At 70.2% G+C, this 15668-nt stretch carries 15 protein-coding genes and 1 pseudogene; 10 read left to right on the plus strand and 6 right to left on the minus strand.

Going from position 1 to position 15668, the window contains the following annotated elements:
* Nucleotides 1–209: 209 nt before the first annotated feature.
* Nucleotides 210–914, minus strand: a complete 705-nt coding sequence (locus AB4078_RS15965) for a response regulator (protein ID WP_441977946.1) — start codon at nucleotides 912–914, stop codon at nucleotides 210–212.
* A complete protein-coding gene (locus tag AB4078_RS15970; protein WP_441977947.1) occupies nucleotides 911–2227 on the minus strand; it encodes a sensor histidine kinase in 1317 nt (438 codons plus the stop codon). Before AB4078_RS15970 ends, AB4078_RS15965 begins: the two co-directional genes overlap by 4 nt.
* Nucleotides 2228–2314: 87 nt before the next feature.
* On the opposite strand from AB4078_RS15970, the pseudogene AB4078_RS15975 reads away from it, so the two are divergent.
* The 9 genes and pseudogenes from AB4078_RS15975 to AB4078_RS16015 all read left to right on the plus strand — a co-directional run bounded on the left by AB4078_RS15975 (nucleotide 2315) and on the right by AB4078_RS16015 (nucleotide 10330).
* Nucleotides 2315–3511, plus strand: a pseudogene (locus AB4078_RS15975) (MFS transporter).
* Between the two features lie 92 nt (nucleotides 3512–3603).
* Nucleotides 3604–4044 (plus strand): VOC family protein, encoded by a 441-nt coding sequence (locus tag AB4078_RS15980; protein ID WP_441977948.1) that lies wholly within the window; start codon nucleotides 3604–3606, stop codon nucleotides 4042–4044.
* 18 nt (nucleotides 4045–4062) lie between these two features.
* Nucleotides 4063–4743: a winged helix-turn-helix transcriptional regulator gene (locus AB4078_RS15985; protein WP_441977949.1), complete on the plus strand. Its 681-nt coding sequence runs from the start codon at nucleotides 4063–4065 to the stop codon at nucleotides 4741–4743.
* A gap of 130 nt (nucleotides 4744–4873) precedes the next feature.
* Nucleotides 4874–5491 (plus strand): dihydrofolate reductase family protein, encoded by a 618-nt coding sequence (locus tag AB4078_RS15990; RefSeq protein ID WP_441977950.1) that lies wholly within the window; start codon nucleotides 4874–4876, stop codon nucleotides 5489–5491.
* 276 nt (nucleotides 5492–5767) lie between these two features.
* A complete protein-coding gene (locus AB4078_RS15995; protein WP_441977951.1) occupies nucleotides 5768–6946 on the plus strand; it encodes a carboxypeptidase regulatory-like domain-containing protein in 1179 nt (392 codons plus the stop codon).
* A 63-nt stretch (nucleotides 6947–7009) separates the two neighbouring features.
* The gene (locus AB4078_RS16000; protein ID WP_441977952.1) at nucleotides 7010–7675 is read left to right on the plus strand and encodes a hypothetical protein; all 666 of its coding nucleotides are present in this window, start codon (nucleotides 7010–7012) and stop codon (nucleotides 7673–7675) included.
* Between the two features lie 203 nt (nucleotides 7676–7878).
* Nucleotides 7879–8160: a hypothetical protein gene (locus AB4078_RS16005; protein ID WP_441977953.1), complete on the plus strand. Its 282-nt coding sequence runs from the start codon at nucleotides 7879–7881 to the stop codon at nucleotides 8158–8160.
* The gene (locus AB4078_RS16010; protein ID WP_441978084.1) at nucleotides 8160–9470 is read left to right on the plus strand and encodes a C2 family cysteine protease; all 1311 of its coding nucleotides are present in this window, start codon (nucleotides 8160–8162) and stop codon (nucleotides 9468–9470) included. Before AB4078_RS16005 ends, AB4078_RS16010 begins: the two co-directional genes overlap by 1 nt.
* 89 nt (nucleotides 9471–9559) lie before the next feature.
* The gene (locus AB4078_RS16015) at nucleotides 9560–10330 is read left to right on the plus strand and encodes a hypothetical protein (RefSeq protein WP_441977954.1); all 771 of its coding nucleotides are present in this window, start codon (nucleotides 9560–9562) and stop codon (nucleotides 10328–10330) included.
* A 21-nt stretch (nucleotides 10331–10351) separates the two neighbouring features.
* Here the strand turns inward: AB4078_RS16015 and AB4078_RS16020 are convergent, their stop codons facing one another.
* Both AB4078_RS16020 and AB4078_RS16025 read right to left on the minus strand, forming a co-directional pair.
* Nucleotides 10352–11272 carry an HAD family hydrolase gene (locus AB4078_RS16020; protein ID WP_441977955.1) on the minus strand — a complete coding sequence of 307 codons (921 nt, stop codon included), beginning with the start codon at nucleotides 11270–11272 and terminating at the stop codon, nucleotides 10352–10354.
* On the minus strand, nucleotides 11269–12117 hold the full coding sequence (locus tag AB4078_RS16025; protein WP_441977956.1) for an exodeoxyribonuclease III: 849 nt from the start codon (nucleotides 12115–12117) through the stop codon (nucleotides 11269–11271). Before AB4078_RS16025 ends, AB4078_RS16020 begins: the two co-directional genes overlap by 4 nt.
* A gap of 220 nt (nucleotides 12118–12337) precedes the next feature.
* Between AB4078_RS16025 and AB4078_RS16030 the strand changes: the two genes are divergently transcribed.
* Nucleotides 12338–12865 carry a DUF6611 family protein gene (locus AB4078_RS16030; RefSeq protein WP_441977957.1) on the plus strand — a complete coding sequence of 176 codons (528 nt, stop codon included), beginning with the start codon at nucleotides 12338–12340 and terminating at the stop codon, nucleotides 12863–12865.
* 86 nt (nucleotides 12866–12951) lie between these two features.
* Here the strand turns inward: AB4078_RS16030 and AB4078_RS16035 are convergent, their stop codons facing one another.
* A complete protein-coding gene (locus AB4078_RS16035; protein WP_441977958.1) occupies nucleotides 12952–15132 on the minus strand; it encodes a malate synthase G in 2181 nt (726 codons plus the stop codon).
* A complete protein-coding gene (locus AB4078_RS16040; RefSeq protein WP_441977959.1) occupies nucleotides 15129–15560 on the minus strand; it encodes a GlcG/HbpS family heme-binding protein in 432 nt (143 codons plus the stop codon). Before AB4078_RS16040 ends, AB4078_RS16035 begins: the two co-directional genes overlap by 4 nt.
* Nucleotides 15561–15668: the final 108 nt, after the last annotated feature.

Genomic DNA, 15668 nt, shown 5'->3' on the forward strand with positions numbered 1-15668 from the left:
GCACGGGTGTTGGCGGAGCGACGAGCGGACGGAGCGTTGGCGGAGCGACGGGTGGAGCGGGCCGACACCTCGCGGCGGTCTGCGGGTCTCAACTCCGGAGGACGTTTGCAACTCCGCAGGACGAAGCTCGCGGGATCCTCCTGCAGAGTTGCAAACGTCCTGTGAAATGGGGCGAGGATCCCGAGCGGGCCGGTACCCGGCGTGATGCTTTACGCCAGCCCGAGCCGATGCGCCAGCACCACGGCCTGGACCCGGTCGCGGGCGCCCAGCTTCTGCAGGATCCGCGACACGTGCGTCTTCACGGTCGCCTCGCCGATGAACAGCTCCGCGGCGATCTCGGCGTTGCTCCAGGCCTCGGCGACGAGGCGCAGCACCTCGGCCTCGCGCTCGGTGAGCGGCTCGGGCAGTTCGGCGCTGGGCAGGGCGGCGGATCCGGTCATCGTGATCGCGGGCGTCTCGAGGGCGGGCCGGACCGCTGCGGACTGCGCCGCGAACCGCTGCAGCACCCGGCGGGTGACCTCGGGCGCGAGCATGCCGTCCCCAGCGGCGAGAGCGCGCACGGCGGCGACGAGCTCCTCCGGCCCGGCGTTCTTGAGCAGGAACCCGCTGGCTCCGGCGTCCAGCGCGTCGAACAGGTAGTCGTCGCGGTCGAAGGTCGTCACGATCGCGATCGACGAGCGGATCCGCCCGTCCGCCGTGATCCGCCGGGTCGCCTCGAGCCCGTCCATGTCGGGCATCTGCACGTCCATCGTGATCACGTCGGGCAGCAGGGAGCCGGCGAGGTCGACCGCCTCGGATCCGGTGCCGGCCTCTCCGACGACCTCGATGTCGGGCTGCAGGTCGAGGATCGTGCGGAACCCCGCACGCAGCATGGCGTGGTCGTCGACGATCAGCACGCGGATCGGGGCGCTCACGAAGACTCTCCGCCGCGGCCCGGCGCACCGGATCCCGACTCCGCCAGGGCGCCGGCGGGCGCAGGCACGGGGCCGGGGCCGGGCGCGCCCACGGGCAGCGTCGCGCGCACGCGGAATCCGCCGGTCGGCCGCGGCACGAGCTCGATCGATCCGCCGGATGCCGTCGCACGCTCCCGCATGCCGAGTTGGCCCAGGCCGGGCCGCAGTCCGGTGACGAGCCGCCCCGTGTTCACGACCTCGAGCTCGACAGCTCCCGGCTCGTAGCGGATCCGCACATCCGCCTCGGCGTCGGGGCCGGCATGGCGGCGGGCGTTCGTGAGCGACTCCTGGGCGATCCGGTAGAGGTTCACCGCGGTCAGGCGCGGCACCGGCGCGGCCTCGCCGATCACCTGCAGCCGCGTGGGCAGGCCCGCCGCCGTCGACGCTGCCGCGAGCTCGGCGATGTCGTCGACACCGACCGTCGAGGATCCGTCGTCGCTGTCGCCGGGCGCCCGCAGCGTGTCGAGCAGCTGGTGGAAGTCGCGGATGGCGTCGCGCGCGGCGGTCTCGATGCCGGCGACGATCGCCGTCGCCGCCTGCGGATCCTGCGGGATCATCATGCGCGCCGCTCCCGCCTGCACGCCCATGACCGAGACGTGGTGCGCCACCACGTCGTGCAGCTCCCGGGCGATGCGCACACGGTCCAGCGCCACCGCCTGAGCTGCGCTGAGCTCGCGCTCGCGCTCGAGCTCGGCCGTGCGCTGCTCGAGGGCGGCTCGCTGCCGGGCGGCGCTCCAGCTGCGCTCGCCGAAGTAGTAGGCGCCGCCGAAGTACAGCACGTTCAGCAGCACCTGCAGCATGAGGAACGCCACGAGCGGGGAGAACATCCCGGCCACGACGTCCGCCTTGTGCGCCTGATCGATCGCCTGCCGGTACATCTCGATCACGAGCCAGACGGCCATCACGCCGATGATCCCGGTGCGCACCAGGAACGCACTGCGGCGCGTGTTCATCCAGGCGCCGACCGTGTAGAGGCTGATGAACATCGCGATGTTGCCGGCGTAGATCTCGGGGACCTTCAGCGAGGTCGCCACCACGAAGGCGAGCGAGACGACGATCGCGACCGCGGCCGGCCACCGGCGCCGCACCGCGAGCGCCGCGGAGATGACGATGACGTACGGCATGGCCGTCCACAGCTCGGCCTGGTCCGCGCCGTAGACCTTCGCGATCGAGGAGAGCCCGGCGCTGAGGATCCCTCCCACGAGCATGACGCCGGCCAGGAGCACGTCCTGCCGCAGTTCGCGCGGGGTCGGGGTGCGGGTGAACGGCGGCATCCCTCCACCGTAGGGCGGGCCCCGGCCGGAGAGCATCCCCCGTACGGCGGATCCGGCTCGATGCGACCCCGTACGGCGGATCCGCGGATGCGAGACTGGAACGTGACCTCGCCCTCGCCGGTACCGCCGCGCCCGCGCCTCGCCCCGCTGTATCTCGCGGGATTCACCACCGCCTTCGGCGCGCACGGGATCGCGGCTGCTCTGGGGGCGGAGACCGAGGACATCGGCTGGACCCTCCTCGCATTCGCCTTCACGCTCGCGCTGTACGACCTCGCCGAGGTGCTGCTCAAACCCGTGTTCGGCGCGCTCAGCGACAGGATCGGGGTGCGACCCGTCATCGTCGCAGGGCTGCTCGCGTTCGCCGTGTTCTCCGTGGTCGGCGCGCTCGTGCCCGGCACCGTCGGGCTCATCGTGGCGAGGTTCGGGCAGGGTGCGGCGGCCTCGGCGTTCTCTCCGGCGTCGTCGGCCGCGGTCGCGCGGCTCGCAGACGACGCCTCCCGCGGTCGCTACTTCGGACGCTACGGATCCTAGAAGAGTCTCGGCTATGCGCTGGGCCCGCTGCTGGGTGCGGGGCTCGTCGTCTGGGCGGGCCTGCCCGCGCTGTTCTGGGCGCTCGCCGCGGTCGCCCTGGTCGCGGCCGCGTGGGTGCGGTTCGGCGTGCCGGCGGTGTCGGTGCTGCCCCGAAAGCGCGTGACCCTCGCGGATCTCGCGCGCGAGGTCACCGCACGCGGGTTCCTGGTGCCGACCCTCGTGCTCGCGGCGGCGACAGGCGGCCTCGCGGTCGCGGTCGGGTTCCTCCCCCTGCTCGGCCGCGAGACCGGCATCGGCACGGCCGGCAGCATGGCGCTCGTCACCGTGCTGGCCGTCGTCAGCAGTGTCGTGCAGCCGCTGGCGGGATCCCTGCACGACCGCGGACGGCTTCCGGTGCGTTCCGGCGCGGTCGGCGGGCTCGCGCTGCTGGCGGCCGGGATCCTGGTCGCCGGACTGTGGCCGCTGCTGCCGACGCTCGTCGTCGCGGCTGTGCTCATCGGCGCGGGTGTGGGGCTGGCGACGCCGCTCGCGTTCTCGCACCTGGCCGCCACCACGCCGTCGGACCGGATGGGGCGCACGATGGGCTCCGCGGAGCTCGGCCGCGAACTCGGCGACGCGGGCGGACCCCTCGTCGCCGGTGCCGTGGCGACCGCGACGCTCCCCGGCGTCGGCCTCGTCGTCGTGGCTGGGCTGACGGTGGGCGCGGGGATCCTCGCCGCTCTCGGGTTCCGCCGCCCGCCCGCCGGGAGCTGACCACGACCTTACTTGCTCTTGACAAGCGAACTTGCAAAAAGCAAGCTGGTCACATCGGACCCGATCCGGGATCCGCCGACAGAGGAGTCATCGTGACGAACGTCTTCATCAGCCTGCCCACGTCCGACCTCGAGCGCGCGAAGGCCTTCTACGGCGCGCTCGGCTGCGAGTTCCGTCCGGACTTCTCGGACGAGAACGGCACGTGTTTCGCGTGGGACGACAACGTCTTCCTCATGCTCATCACACGCGAGTTCTTCGCGACTTTCACGGACAAGCCGATCGTGGATCCGCACACCGCGGTGCAGCTCTCGATCAACTTCTCCCGTGACTCGCGCGAGGACGTGGATGCGATGGTCGCGAAGGGCGTCGCTGCGGGCGGCACCGAGCCGCAGCCCGCGCAGGACTACGGCTTCATGTACATGCGCGATCTGAACGACCCCGACGGCAATGCCCTCGGCTTCCTGTACTCGGTGCCGGAGGACGCCCGGCAGGATGCCGACGCGCAGCCGGCGACCCAGAACGCCGGGGTCTGATGCGGGGCGGGCGCTGACATGGCCGCACGCAGCTACGGCCAGTACTGCGGGGTCACCACCGCCGTCGAGCTGATCGGCGAGCGGTGGGCGCTGCTCATCGTGCGCGATCTGCTCGTCGGCCCGCGCCGCTACACGGACCTGAAGCAGGGGCTGCCGCGGATTCCGACGAACATCCTGTCCACCCGGCTCAAGGAGCTGCAGGAGGGCGGGGTCGTGCGCCGGGTGCCGCTGCACGGCTGCGGGCTCGTGTACGAGCTCACGCCATACGGTCGGGCGCTCGAACCGGTGGTGCTCGCGCTCGGGCGCTGGGGCTTCCAGACGATGGGCGATCCCGGCGAGGGCGACGTCGTCACGGCTGACTCGCTCACCATGGCGCTGCGAACCGCGTTCCGCGCGGACCGCGCAAAGGACCTCGATGTCGAGCTGCACGTCGGAGACGTCGCGCTGCGTGCGGTGGTCCGCGGAGGGGAGCTCTCGGTCGCGCAGATCGCCCCGTCCGCGCCGCCCGTGGGCGGCGTGCTTCCGCCGGGCGACCCCGAGGCCGTCCTCGTCGCCGGCCCGGGCATCCGGCACCTCATCGGCGGCGAGGTCACGCCGCACGAGGCGATCGCGCAGGATCTGGTCGCCGTCGTGCGCGGCGAGGAGCGGATCCTGGGCGTTTTCGCGCAGACCTTCCACATCGACCGGCTCGCGGCGTAGCGTCGCCGTGGGGTAGGACACCGCCCGCATCTCACCGCGAGACTGCACGGCGATGCAGTCTCGCGAACGGCGGCGGCACCGAAATGACGAACGACCGAACCGGATCCGGGATCCAGGAGGAGCAGACATCATGACCGGACGCATCATCATCGACCTGTTCACGACCGTCGACGGCGTCGCCCAGGCGCCGGGCGGCCCCGAGGAGGACACCAGCGACGGCTTCCGTTTCGGGGGCTGGCAGGCCACGCTGCCCAGCGAGGCCGTCATGCGCAGCGTGACCCAGGGCATGGAGACCCTCGACGCGCTGCTGCTCGGGCGCCGCACGTACGACATCTTCGCCGGCTATTGGCCGGAGCACACCACGGGCCCCGAGGGCTTCATCGGGCAGCTCTTCAATCGCGTGCCCAAGTACGTGGCGTCGCGCGACGCCGACATCGAACTCGACTGGGAGGGCAGCAGCCGGGTCGGCGCCGATCTTGCGGCCGAGATCGCGGCGCTGCGCGAGAAGCACCAGGACGTGCACGTGATCGGCAGTGTCGACTTCGTGCAGACCCTGCTCGCGGAGCAGCTCTACGACGAGCTGCAGTTGTGGGTGTACCCGATCGTGCTCGGCCAGGGCAAGAAGGTGTTCCCCGATGGGGCGACCCCGCACAATCTGCGCCTCGTGCACGCCGAGTCGGGCGACGGCGGCACACTGCTGCTGCGCTACGCGCCGCTGCCCGGGGAGCCCACCACCGGCACGATGTGAGCCCGCGAGACCGCGTGTCGCATTCGTGACCGGAATATCGCGGATCCGTCTTTCCGGGAGTCGGTCGCGAAACTACAGTCATCCGTAACGCGTGGGGACGTTGACCCGAACACCCGCACTCTGGGGAGTGCGGGTGTTCCCATGTGCGGATCCGACCACCGGAATTGCCTCTTTCCTGAGAGAACCCTGTGACGATAGATTGCATCGACGCCTGGTTCTTCAGGCTCCGGCCGCGCCCGACGAAGGGCAACGGTCGCTGATCCGAGGGGGACCAGGATGACTGCACGTATGCCCGGACACCGACGCTGGAAGAGCGTGCTGACGGCACTGCTCGCTGCGGGGCTGATGTTCACCGGCGTCGGGGCGGCGAGCGCCGCACCCGCGGCCGGCACCGGCACGATCAGCGGGACCGTGACGCGAGCGGCGGATGGGCTCCCCGCCGCGGGCGTCCACGTCGACGTGTCGGGTGCCAACGGCTACTTCTTCACTTCGACCGACGACACGGGCGCCTACCAGATTCCGAATGCCAAGCCGGGGCAGTACTCCGTTCGGTTCAGCGACCCCTACCAGGAACTCGCCACCCAGTGGTGGGACGGCGCAGCGAGCGCGCAGGACGCGACGCCGATCACGGTCGCCGACGGTTCCGAGGTCACCGGCATCGACGCACAGCTGGCCGCGACCGTGTCCATCCGCGGTTCCGTGCTCATCGACGGCTCGACGGATCTGCGCGGGCACTCCTCGAGCCTTGCGGTAGTCGCGGAGGCGGACGGTCATTTCGTCGGGATGACGTATGTCCACGCCGACGGCACGTACGGCCTCAAGATCGCTCCCGGCACCTACACGGTGAAGGTCGAAGGCACGGAAGGCTTCGCCTGGGCCGTCGCACCGCAGTACTACTCGCACGCGGACTCCGCGGCAGACGCGACTCCGGTCGTCGTCTCCGGTGCCGGCGACACTACGGGCATCGACTTCGACCTGTCCTCGCTCACCGCCGATGTCGCGCTGTCATCCGGGACGGCCCATCCAGGCGATGCGGTCCATGTGACGGCGTCCGGTTTCGCCCACGGTGAGCCGGTCCAGATCGAACTGCACTCCACGCCTGTCGTGCTTGCGTCGGTCACCGCCGGTGCCGACGGCACCATCGACACCACTGTCACGATTCCGGCGGACGTCGCGGCAGGCGATCACCAGATCGTGCTCGTGGGAGCGATGTCGACGCTCTCCGGCGGCGCACCCCTCACGGTGACGGCAGCTCCCGCCCCAGGCGGATCGGACGGGTCCGGTTCCGGGAGCGGCTCTGCCGGAACCGGGTCTGACTCGTCGGGTTCCACAGAGACCGGCGCGCAGCTCGCTGCGACCGGTAAGGACGTGCCTGTCGGCATCGTGGGCCTGGGAGTGCTGCTGCTGGTGGCCGGTGCTGCGCTGATGCGGATCCGTCGCCGTCAGCAGGCCTGAACGGCCGGTGCGGGATTCGCGGCACGTCGAATCCCGCACCGCCAGAAAAGTGGCGGGTGAGGCATGTCGACACCGCAAGGTGCTGAGCTGAGCCAAGCCGATCACTACCGCACCCCGGAGCAGGGTCCGAATCGCGACAGGACGCCGTGGCTTCGCGTCGCAGCGGTGATGGTCGCCTGGGTCGCGGCGCAGGAACTGACCCCATCGCTCTCCGCGTTCGGTGGTGGGATCGTGCAACCACAGGTGCTGCTGGTGCAGGGGTGCATCGCGGCGGCGATCGCGCTCCTTCTGACGCTCTCCTACCCCGACGATGTCCGGGCGCTGTTCGCGTACTCTCGGGCGACGTGGTTGTATCTGCTCGTCCCGGTTGCCGTCGTGGTGTACGTCGTCCGCGTCGGTTCGGCCGCCGATATCCTCGAGCCGTTGTGGTGGACGGCAGTAGCGGTGGTGTGGCGCTGGTTCCTTTTCGGGATCCTGCAACGCCGGCTGAGCGAGTGGTTCTCCTCGACGACGGTCATCCTGACGAGTGCGGCACTGTTCGGATCCTGGATGATCTTCGGCGTTGTCGGGCCTACGGTGTCGGAGATCTTCCGATTCCCCCTCGCAGTGCTCGTCGCGACACTGCTGGGTGCGGTGACGGCCATCATCCCCTCGTCCATCATGCTCACTCAGAAGAACGTGCACGCGCTCGTCGCGCTGAACCTCGTCGCTTCAACGCTCGTCGTGTGAAGTGCGGACGCCTTGGTCGGCGTGCCATCAGGGAACTCGAGCACAAGATAGGGTCCCGTGAGGCTTGGCAAGTAAGGAGCCGAGACAAGGCCGATTCAAAACGATGACACCCGACCCCTTCGCCGGCACATGGGGAGTTCTCCCCGTCGCGTCGATCCGGAAGGGTCAGTAGCCTCGAGAGCACAGGAGCTTCCGGGGGGAACATGAGTGCGGAGAAAGTCGTCATCGACTACGACCTGTTGGACGGTGTGCGCACGTCGATCACGACGATCATCTCCGAGCTGAAGGACGCGCCGGAGCGCAGCCACGACGCGGCGGGCGCGATCGATCAGCCGTTCGAGCAGGCGCAGCTGCAGGCGCTGGCTGCGGGCTTCCGTGGATCCTGGGAGCCCAAGCGTGAGGAACTGATCGAGGCTCTCGAGCAGGTCTCGAAGCGCATCGGCGACGTCATCGACTCCTACATCGGGTTGGATCGGTGGTTCTGATGGGCGGCAAGGTCGAAGCGGGCACGGCAGGCGTCACCATCGGGGGACAGCAGATCCGCACCCTCGTGGGCGAACCCGACGTGGTGCACAAGACGGGGCAGAAGATGGCCGACTACGGCCACCTGATGACGCAGGCCGCCGCGCAGCTGCAGGCGATCCGAGACGCGGAGATGGCGGAGTGGCGCTTCGCCGGCGAAGCCGCCGACACGCTGCGGACGCACGTCGCCGACGCCGCGCAGATGCTCTCCGTCGCCAGCGCGCTCTACGCACCGGTCGGGCAGGCGCTGGTCGACTATGGCGCGTGGACGGCCGATCTGCAGGACCGGCTCAACGATCTGGCCCGACAGTGCCAGGAGCGGTGGACGAAGCACCAGGTGCTGAGCTCCGTGCTCGACGGCACGCCGGCTCCTCTCGGCGGAGACCCGGACTTCGATCGGAAGCAGCAGGAGCGCACGCAGGCCGAGACCGCGGTCGTGGACGCGGAGAATGACTGGTCCTCCCACGCGATCCGCTGGAACAACGGCTACGTCGCGTGGCTGGCGCAGTACAAGCAGGCCGTGCAGAAGCTGTCCGACCCGCACCTCGAGTCGGTCCGCAAAGGCGACCTGTCGTCGGGCGCTCCGCTCGCCCTGTTCCCGAACGGCAAGCCGAACCCGGACGACGTCCGTCAGGGGAGGATCGGGGACTGCTATCTGCTGTCGGTGCTCGCCGGGATCGCGAAGGGGGATCCGCAGAAGATCAAGGATCTGATCACCGCCAACCCGGACGGCACGTACACGGTGCACTTCCACGACGGGGACATCACCGTTCGCGGTGATCAGCTCCCCGATGACGGTCAGCCCGATTGGGTGCGCGTGTTCGAGGGCGCCTATCAGGTGCACGAGGGCAGCTTCGAGGAGTTCGACAACGGAGGGGATCCCGCGGCCGTGATGAAGGCCATCTATGGCGGGGACGTCGACCATGGCGACCACAGGGGAGGGCTGGTGGATTGGCTGACCGGCAGCAAGGACATCGGCGACTGCGGTGAACAGATCAAGGACGCTCTCTCTCACGGACGTCCCGTCGTGGCCTCCGCTTCTGATGGTGCTCTGGGGTTCAAGGATGGCGGCCACGCCCTGACCGTGACGCGGATGTACGAGAAGGACGGCGTCAGCATCGTCGAGATCCGCAACCCTTGGGGCCAGAACCGCGAACACGAGGACGCGATCCGCGAAGCGCATGGAACGCTGCACAACCCCGACGACGGATACTTCACCATGACCATGGCGGATTTCGCCAAGGCATTCACGGCCGTGGACATCCAGAAATGATGCCGGTACGACCCGTGCGTGCCGCCGCGGTCGCCGCCGCGGTGACGCTTCTGCTGGCCGCTTGCAGCGCACACCCTCAGGAGGACGCCATGCGCACACCCACCACCCCGCCGACCTCGGCGGCCGTCTCCGACCCGAACCCTGAGGAGCCCGTCGCGGAGCTCCTCGCGCAGGCTGACCTCGTCGTCGTCGGCACCGTCGCATCCGTCGACCGTGAAGTCGCGGCGGACGAGTCGCGGCCTCACGCCGCGCAGACCGCGACTGTCGACGTGGAGCAAGTGCTGAAGGGCGATGCGCCCACCACGATCACGGTCACGAAGCCCGCGGACACGCGCTACTACCTCACTGTCGCGCCGCGGGAATCGTACGACGCCAAGTGGGCCGGAGTCTTCACGCTCAAGCGCAACGGCGACGGTGACGGCTACGTCTTGTTCGGCAACACCGGCGTGCAGGACGACGCCGGGGCGCTGCCGGCTTTCCAGCGCGTGCTCGCCGGGCAGCCCGAGCGTGTACCAGCGGCGACCGAGGCGCAGCTGAAGGACTGGGCCGCCCGGGCCGACATCATCGTGTTCGCGACCGCCCGCGGCGCATCCGATCAGGTGACGCTGCGCACGCCACGGACCGACTTCTCGACATCCGCCACCCTCACCCCGATCGAGGTGCTGAAAGGCACGATGACCGCGCCGATGCAGGTCGTGCAGGGCCCGCAGCCGGAGACGGTCGGCGGCACGTGGGCATTCCCGATCACCGAGGCCGGCGAGGACGGGGTCTATTTCATCGACACGTCCAGCGGCACCCCGACGGTCCTCAACACGACCAGGCCCAGCCAGATCAACGAGAACCGGATCCCGCGGGGCTGAGGGTCGCGAGCGGCCGCCGGTTCAGACCGCCAGCACCCGCTCCAGCACGGCCGCCACGCCGTCGGCAGCGTTCGAGGCCGTGACTTCGTCCGCGGCGGCGAGGGCCGCGGGCTCGGCGTTCGCCATCGCCACGCCGTGACCGGCCCAGCGCAGCATCTCGACGTCGTTGAGGGCGTCGCCGAACGCGAGCACCTCGTCCTGCTCGATGCCGAGCTCGGCGCACAGCAGGGCGAGACCGGAGGCCTTGGTGACGCCCTCGGCCATGACCTCGACGAACGGCGCACCGGAGAGCGTCGCCGCGAAGCCGGTCTGATCCAGAGTGCCCAGCACCGCGAAGATCTCCGCCGGAGACATCGAAGCGTGCCGGACCACGAGCTTCAGGCTCGGGGCGAGCAGCACCTCGGTCAGCGGCACGGCGCCCATCGTGCGCGGGTCGCGCTTGTGGTCGCCGAGCGCGGCGACCTCGGCGTAGCCGGCCTGAGCGACGAAGACCTCGCCGGCCTCGCGCACGCTCGCGAACAGCAGATCCGGAACCTGCGCGGCCAGCTCCCGCGCGATCCGCTGCTGCACCGGCACGGCGATCTCCGACCCGAACAGCTGCTCGTGCGTGCCTAGGTGGATGCCGTACGCCCCGTTGCCGCACAGCGCCCAGCCTGCGAAGCCGGCTTCCGCCGCGATCGCGCGCAGGCCGATCGGCTGCCGGGCGGTGACGGGGACCACCACGATCCCCGCGGCCCGCGCCGCGTCGAGCGCCGCGCGAGTGCGTGCGGTGACGTGTCCGGTGGGATCCAGCAGCGTGCCGTCGAGGTCGGTCGCGATCAGCCGGATCCGGGAACCGCTCGCTGCGCCGGTCGAGGCTGAGCGCGTTTCGTCTCGGTCGGCTGCGGTCGGTCCCTGAGCCTGTCGAAGGGCGCTCAACGACCCCGTTGCGGGCGAGCTCACGCGAAGATCATCGGCATGTCATCGTCGTCCTCGGAGGCTCCCGCGAGCTCCAGGTCCACGACCACCGGCACGTGGTCGCTGGGCTGCTCGCCCTTGCGCTCGTTGCGGTGGATCGAGGCACCCTTGACCGCGTCGGCGAAGGCCGAGGATCCGAGTACGAAATCGATCCGGATGCCCTCGTTGCGCGGAAACTTGAGCCGCTGGTAGTCCCAGTAGGTGTACCCCTCGGGCAGCAGCGGCCGCACCACGTCGTGCACGCCCGCCGACTCCAGGGCGAAGAACGCCGCGCGCTCCTCGGGGGAGACATGCGTGGACTTGCCGACGACGATGTCCGGATCCCCGTTGTCGTGGTCGAACGGGATGATGTTGAAGTCGCCGACGAGGGCGAGCGGGAGGCCGGGCGAGGCCGCGAGCTCAGCCGCGGTCGCGGTGCGCAGCGCCTCCAGCCAGTGCAGCTTGTAGGCGAGGTGCGGGTCGTCGAGCGAGCGGCCGTTCGGCACGTACAGGCTCCACACGCGGACGCCGTTGACGATCGCGCCGATCGCCCGCGCCTCCTGCGGCGCGTCCGGGCCCTCGTGACCCTTGGCGAATCCGGGCATGCCGTCGAACGCGGTGCGCACGTCGGTCATCGGCTCGCGGCTGGCGATCGCGACGCCGTTCCACTGGTTCAGGCCGTGCACCTCCACGTGGTAGCCAGCCTCCTCGAAGGGCGCGTACGGGAATTGCTCCGGCTTGCACTTGATCTCCTGCATCGCGAGCACGTCGATGTCCTCGCGCACGGCGAACTCGACGGTGCGGGCGACACGGGTGCGGATGGAGTTGACGTTCCAGGTGGCCAGGCGCATGGATCCAGCCTACGGGCGGGCGGGGACGTCGCCCGGCCCTGCCAGTGGCCCCGCACCGCATTCGGAGAGCGATGTCTGCCGTGTGACTCGACGCGGAACCGGATCCGCGTCGCTCCCGAACCCAGCGGGACGTTCGGGAACCGCAGGGATCCGGCCCGCGCCCGTTTGCGTTCCGTAGGGAACGGCTCCGGCCCGGCGACGGGCGGCGCAGGGTGGAGTCATGGTCATCGAACAGCGGTTCACGCCCTCGCAGCACGGGCATCCAGCCGGCATGGCCCGCCGGGCCCGTCCGGCCTGGGGCTACCTGTCGCGCTCGGTCAGCCGGTACGGCGTCGTGTCGAGCGAGCTCGTCATCTACTCGCCGGACGTCCCGGAGCGCGATCGGCGCTGGGCCGACGCCTCCCGGTCCTACGGTGCTGTCGCCGCCGGCGTCGCGTTGCTCGCGTGGATCGGCTTCGCGGCGGCCGGCATCTCGCCGCTGGTCGCCATCCTGGTGATCGCGGCGGTCGGGATCCTGGTGGGCGTGCTGCTCGCCCGTCGCACCCGCGCGGTGCGCCGGGGCGCGGCGCGGGTCTCCGCCTGCGGTTCCCTCCTGCTCGCCTACGGACCCGACCATGACGCCCAGCGCCGGCTCGACGCACTCGCCGAGACGATGCAGCACGCGAGCGCGTCCTACCGCGCGGGCGAGCTGGACCCGGAGGGATTCGAGCAGATCTGGCGCGCGACGTACGCACACGCGGCGTCGTAACCCGAACGGGTCCGTTCAAAGCGCGAAAATGGCTGCATCCAGGGCATGGATGCAGCCATTTGCGCGCTTCGAAAGCGTTAGAGGGGTCAGACCCGGGCGGCCTGCTCGGCCTTCTTCTCGCGGCGGAGGCCGTGCAGCAGCGGCTCGGTGTACCCGCTCGGCTGCGCGGCGCCCTCAGTGATCAGGCGGCGGGCCGCGGTGAACGCGATGCCGGGCTGCTCACCCTCCGCGAAGGCGAGCGGCTCGTAGTTCTCGTCGCCCGCATTCTGGGCGTCCACGACGACGGCGAGCCGGCGCAGGCTGTCGTCGACCTGCTCCTCGGTGATCACGCCGTGCTGCAGCCAGTTCGCCAGCAGCTGGCTCGAGATGCGCAGCGTGGCGCGGTCCTCCATGAGGCCCACGTCGTGGATGTCCGGCACCTTCGAGACGCCGATGCCCTGGTCGATCCAGCGCACGACGTAGCCGAGGATCGACTGCACGTTGTTGTCGACCTCGGTCGCGACGACCTCGGGCGTGAGCGCAGCGGGATCCGCGAGCGGCGGCACCAGCAGCCGGTCGAGCGCCTCGGCCGAGACCGGGGGCAGCGCCGCGCGCGCGGCGAACGCGTCGACCTGGTGGTAGTGCAGCGCGTGCAGCGTGGCGGCCGTGGGCGACGGCACCCACGCCGTCGACGCGCCGGCCAGCGGGTGCGCGATCTTCTTCTGCAGCATGTCGTGCATGAGGTCGGGCTCGGCCCACATACCCTTGCCGATCTGAGCGTGGCCGGTCAGGCCGCTCGCGACGCCGATCGCGACGTTGCGGTCCTCGTAGGCCTGCATGAACGGCTGCGCCTTGATCCCGGCCTTCGGCAGGAACGGGCCCGCGTGCAGCGAGGTGTGGATCTCGTCACCGGTGCGGTCCAGGAACCCGGTGTTGATGAACACGACGCGGTCGCTCGCGGCGGCGATCGAGGCGGCGAGGTTCGCCGAGGTGCGGCGCTCCTCGTCCATGATGCCGATCTTCATCGTGTTCGTGGGCAGGCCCAGTAGCTCCTCGACGCGGCCGAACAGCTCCGCCGCGAACGCGACCTCCTCGGGGCCGTGCATTTTCGGCTTCACGATGTACATGGATCCGGTGCGCGAGTTGGTGCCCTTGTTCGCGCCCTCGAGCTCGGGAAGGGATCCGAGCGCGGTCATGATCGCGTCGAGGATGCCCTCGAAGATCTCGTCGCCGTCGCGGTCGAGCACGGCGGGGGTTCGCATGAGGTGGCCCACGTTGCGGACGAACAGCACGGCACGGCCGGGCAGGGTTACTTCGCCGCCGTCGGCGGTGCGGTACACGCGGTCCGGGTTCAGCGTGCGCGTGAAGGTGCGGCCGCCCTTGGTCACCGTCTCGGAGAGGGTGCCGTCCATGAAGCCGCGCCAGTTGCGGTAGCCGAGTGCCTTGTCGTCCCCGTCGACGGCGGCGACGGAGTCCTCCAGGTCGAGGATCGCGGTGATCGCCGACTCGAGGATGATGTCCTGCACGCCCGCGGCGTCGGTGCGGCCGATGGGGCCGGAGCGGTCGACGAGGATCTCCGCGTGCAGGCCGTTCTGCACCAGGACCACCGTGTCGGGGGCATCAGCGTCGCCGGTGTAGCCGACGAAGCGGGCCGGATCCGCCAGGCGGCGGTCGCCCGAGTCGGTCGCCACGACGAGTCCGTCGGCGTCGACGCGGTAGCCCGTGGCGTCGCGGTGCGAGCCCTCGTCCAGCGGCGTGATCTCGTCGAGCAGCTCGCGGCCGAAGGAGACCACGGCCGCGGCGCGGGCGGGGTTGAACTCCTTGCCGGGGGCGAGCTCGCCGGTGCGCTCGATCGCGTCGGTGCCGTAGAGCGCGTCGTACAGCGAGCCCCAGCGGGCGTTCGCCGCGTTCAGGGCGAAGCGGGCGTTCAGCAGCGGCACCACGAGCTGCGGGCCGGCCATCGTGGCGATCTCGGGGTCGACGTTCTCCGTGGTGACGGCGACCTGCTCCGGCACCGGGACCAGGTAGCCGATCTCGGTGAGGAAGGCGCGGTAGGCGGCAGGATCCGGCTGACCCGGGTTCTGGCGGTGGAACTCGTCGATCTGCTGCTGCAGCTCATCGCGCCGGGCGAGCAGCGCGGCGTTGCGCGGCACCAGGTCGTGGACGATCTCGTTCACGCCTGCCCAGAACGCCGTGGCGTCGCGGCCGGAATCGGCAAGCGACGCTTCAGCGAACTCGACGATCGGCGCGGCGACCGACAGGTCTGCGCGGGAGAGGTACGAGGTCATAGTTCCATTCCTTCTGTGCGGGCGCCGAGGCGCTTCAGGGTTTCCAGGGCGATCTCCGCGTCGAGCGCGGGCGGACCTCCGGCGATGCCGAGGCCGCCGACGTGGAGCTCGCCGAAAAAGATCGGCATGCCCCCGTCGATCGTGGTCATGGTGCCGCCCGTGCCGAGGGGCAGGGTCGCCGAGAGGGCCTCGGCGATCTGTCCGGTGCGGCGGCGGATCGAGGCGCTGCTCTTCGCCTTGCGCTGCGAGGTGTCGGCGCTGTGCGGCGTCGAGCCGTCGGCCATGCCGTAGGCGATGAGCGTCATGGACGGATCCGCCACCGCGGCGACCGTGGGCAGGCCGCGTTCGGCGCCGATCTCGAGGGCGAGCGCCACGGCGCGCGCGGCCGTCTCGTAGGTGATCGTGACGGTCTGTCGGTGCGTGGACATCGGCGTCTCCCTCGGCGTGATTTATCTCGATGTCGAGATTACCTTCGCAGGGAGATTATCACAATGTGAAGCTTAAGTTCCACATCTTGAAAGAAAGAGGCGGGAAAT

It is taken from the genome of Microbacterium sp. 2MCAF23, from assembly GCF_052115565.1.
In the GTDB taxonomy this organism is placed as follows: domain Bacteria; phylum Actinomycetota; class Actinomycetes; order Actinomycetales; family Microbacteriaceae; genus Microbacterium.

What these genes read in the sequence shown, in the direction of transcription:
- AB4078_RS15970 (WP_441977947.1), bottom strand. Translation starts at nt 2,227, where the DNA reads ATGCCGCCGTTCACCCGCACCCCGACCCCGCGCGAACTGCGGCAGGAC.
- AB4078_RS15985 (WP_441977949.1), top strand. Translation starts at nt 4,063, where the DNA reads ATGGCCGCACGCAGCTACGGCCAGTACTGCGGGGTCACCACCGCCGTC.
- AB4078_RS15990 (WP_441977950.1), top strand. Translation starts at nt 4,874, where the DNA reads ATGACCGGACGCATCATCATCGACCTGTTCACGACCGTCGACGGCGTC.
- AB4078_RS15995 (WP_441977951.1), top strand. Translation starts at nt 5,768, where the DNA reads ATGACTGCACGTATGCCCGGACACCGACGCTGGAAGAGCGTGCTGACG.
- AB4078_RS16000 (WP_441977952.1), top strand. Translation starts at nt 7,010, where the DNA reads ATGTCGACACCGCAAGGTGCTGAGCTGAGCCAAGCCGATCACTACCGC.
- AB4078_RS16005 (WP_441977953.1), top strand. Translation starts at nt 7,879, where the DNA reads ATGAGTGCGGAGAAAGTCGTCATCGACTACGACCTGTTGGACGGTGTG.
- AB4078_RS16010 (WP_441978084.1), top strand. Translation starts at nt 8,160, where the DNA reads ATGGGCGGCAAGGTCGAAGCGGGCACGGCAGGCGTCACCATCGGGGGA.
- AB4078_RS16015 (WP_441977954.1), top strand. Translation starts at nt 9,560, where the DNA reads ATGCGCACACCCACCACCCCGCCGACCTCGGCGGCCGTCTCCGACCCG.
- AB4078_RS16025 (WP_441977956.1), bottom strand. Translation starts at nt 12,117, where the DNA reads ATGCGCCTGGCCACCTGGAACGTCAACTCCATCCGCACCCGTGTCGCC.
- AB4078_RS16030 (WP_441977957.1), top strand. Translation starts at nt 12,338, where the DNA reads ATGGTCATCGAACAGCGGTTCACGCCCTCGCAGCACGGGCATCCAGCC.
- AB4078_RS16035 (WP_441977958.1), bottom strand. Translation starts at nt 15,132, where the DNA reads ATGACCTCGTACCTCTCCCGCGCAGACCTGTCGGTCGCCGCGCCGATC.
- AB4078_RS16040 (WP_441977959.1), bottom strand. Translation starts at nt 15,560, where the DNA reads ATGTCCACGCACCGACAGACCGTCACGATCACCTACGAGACGGCCGCG.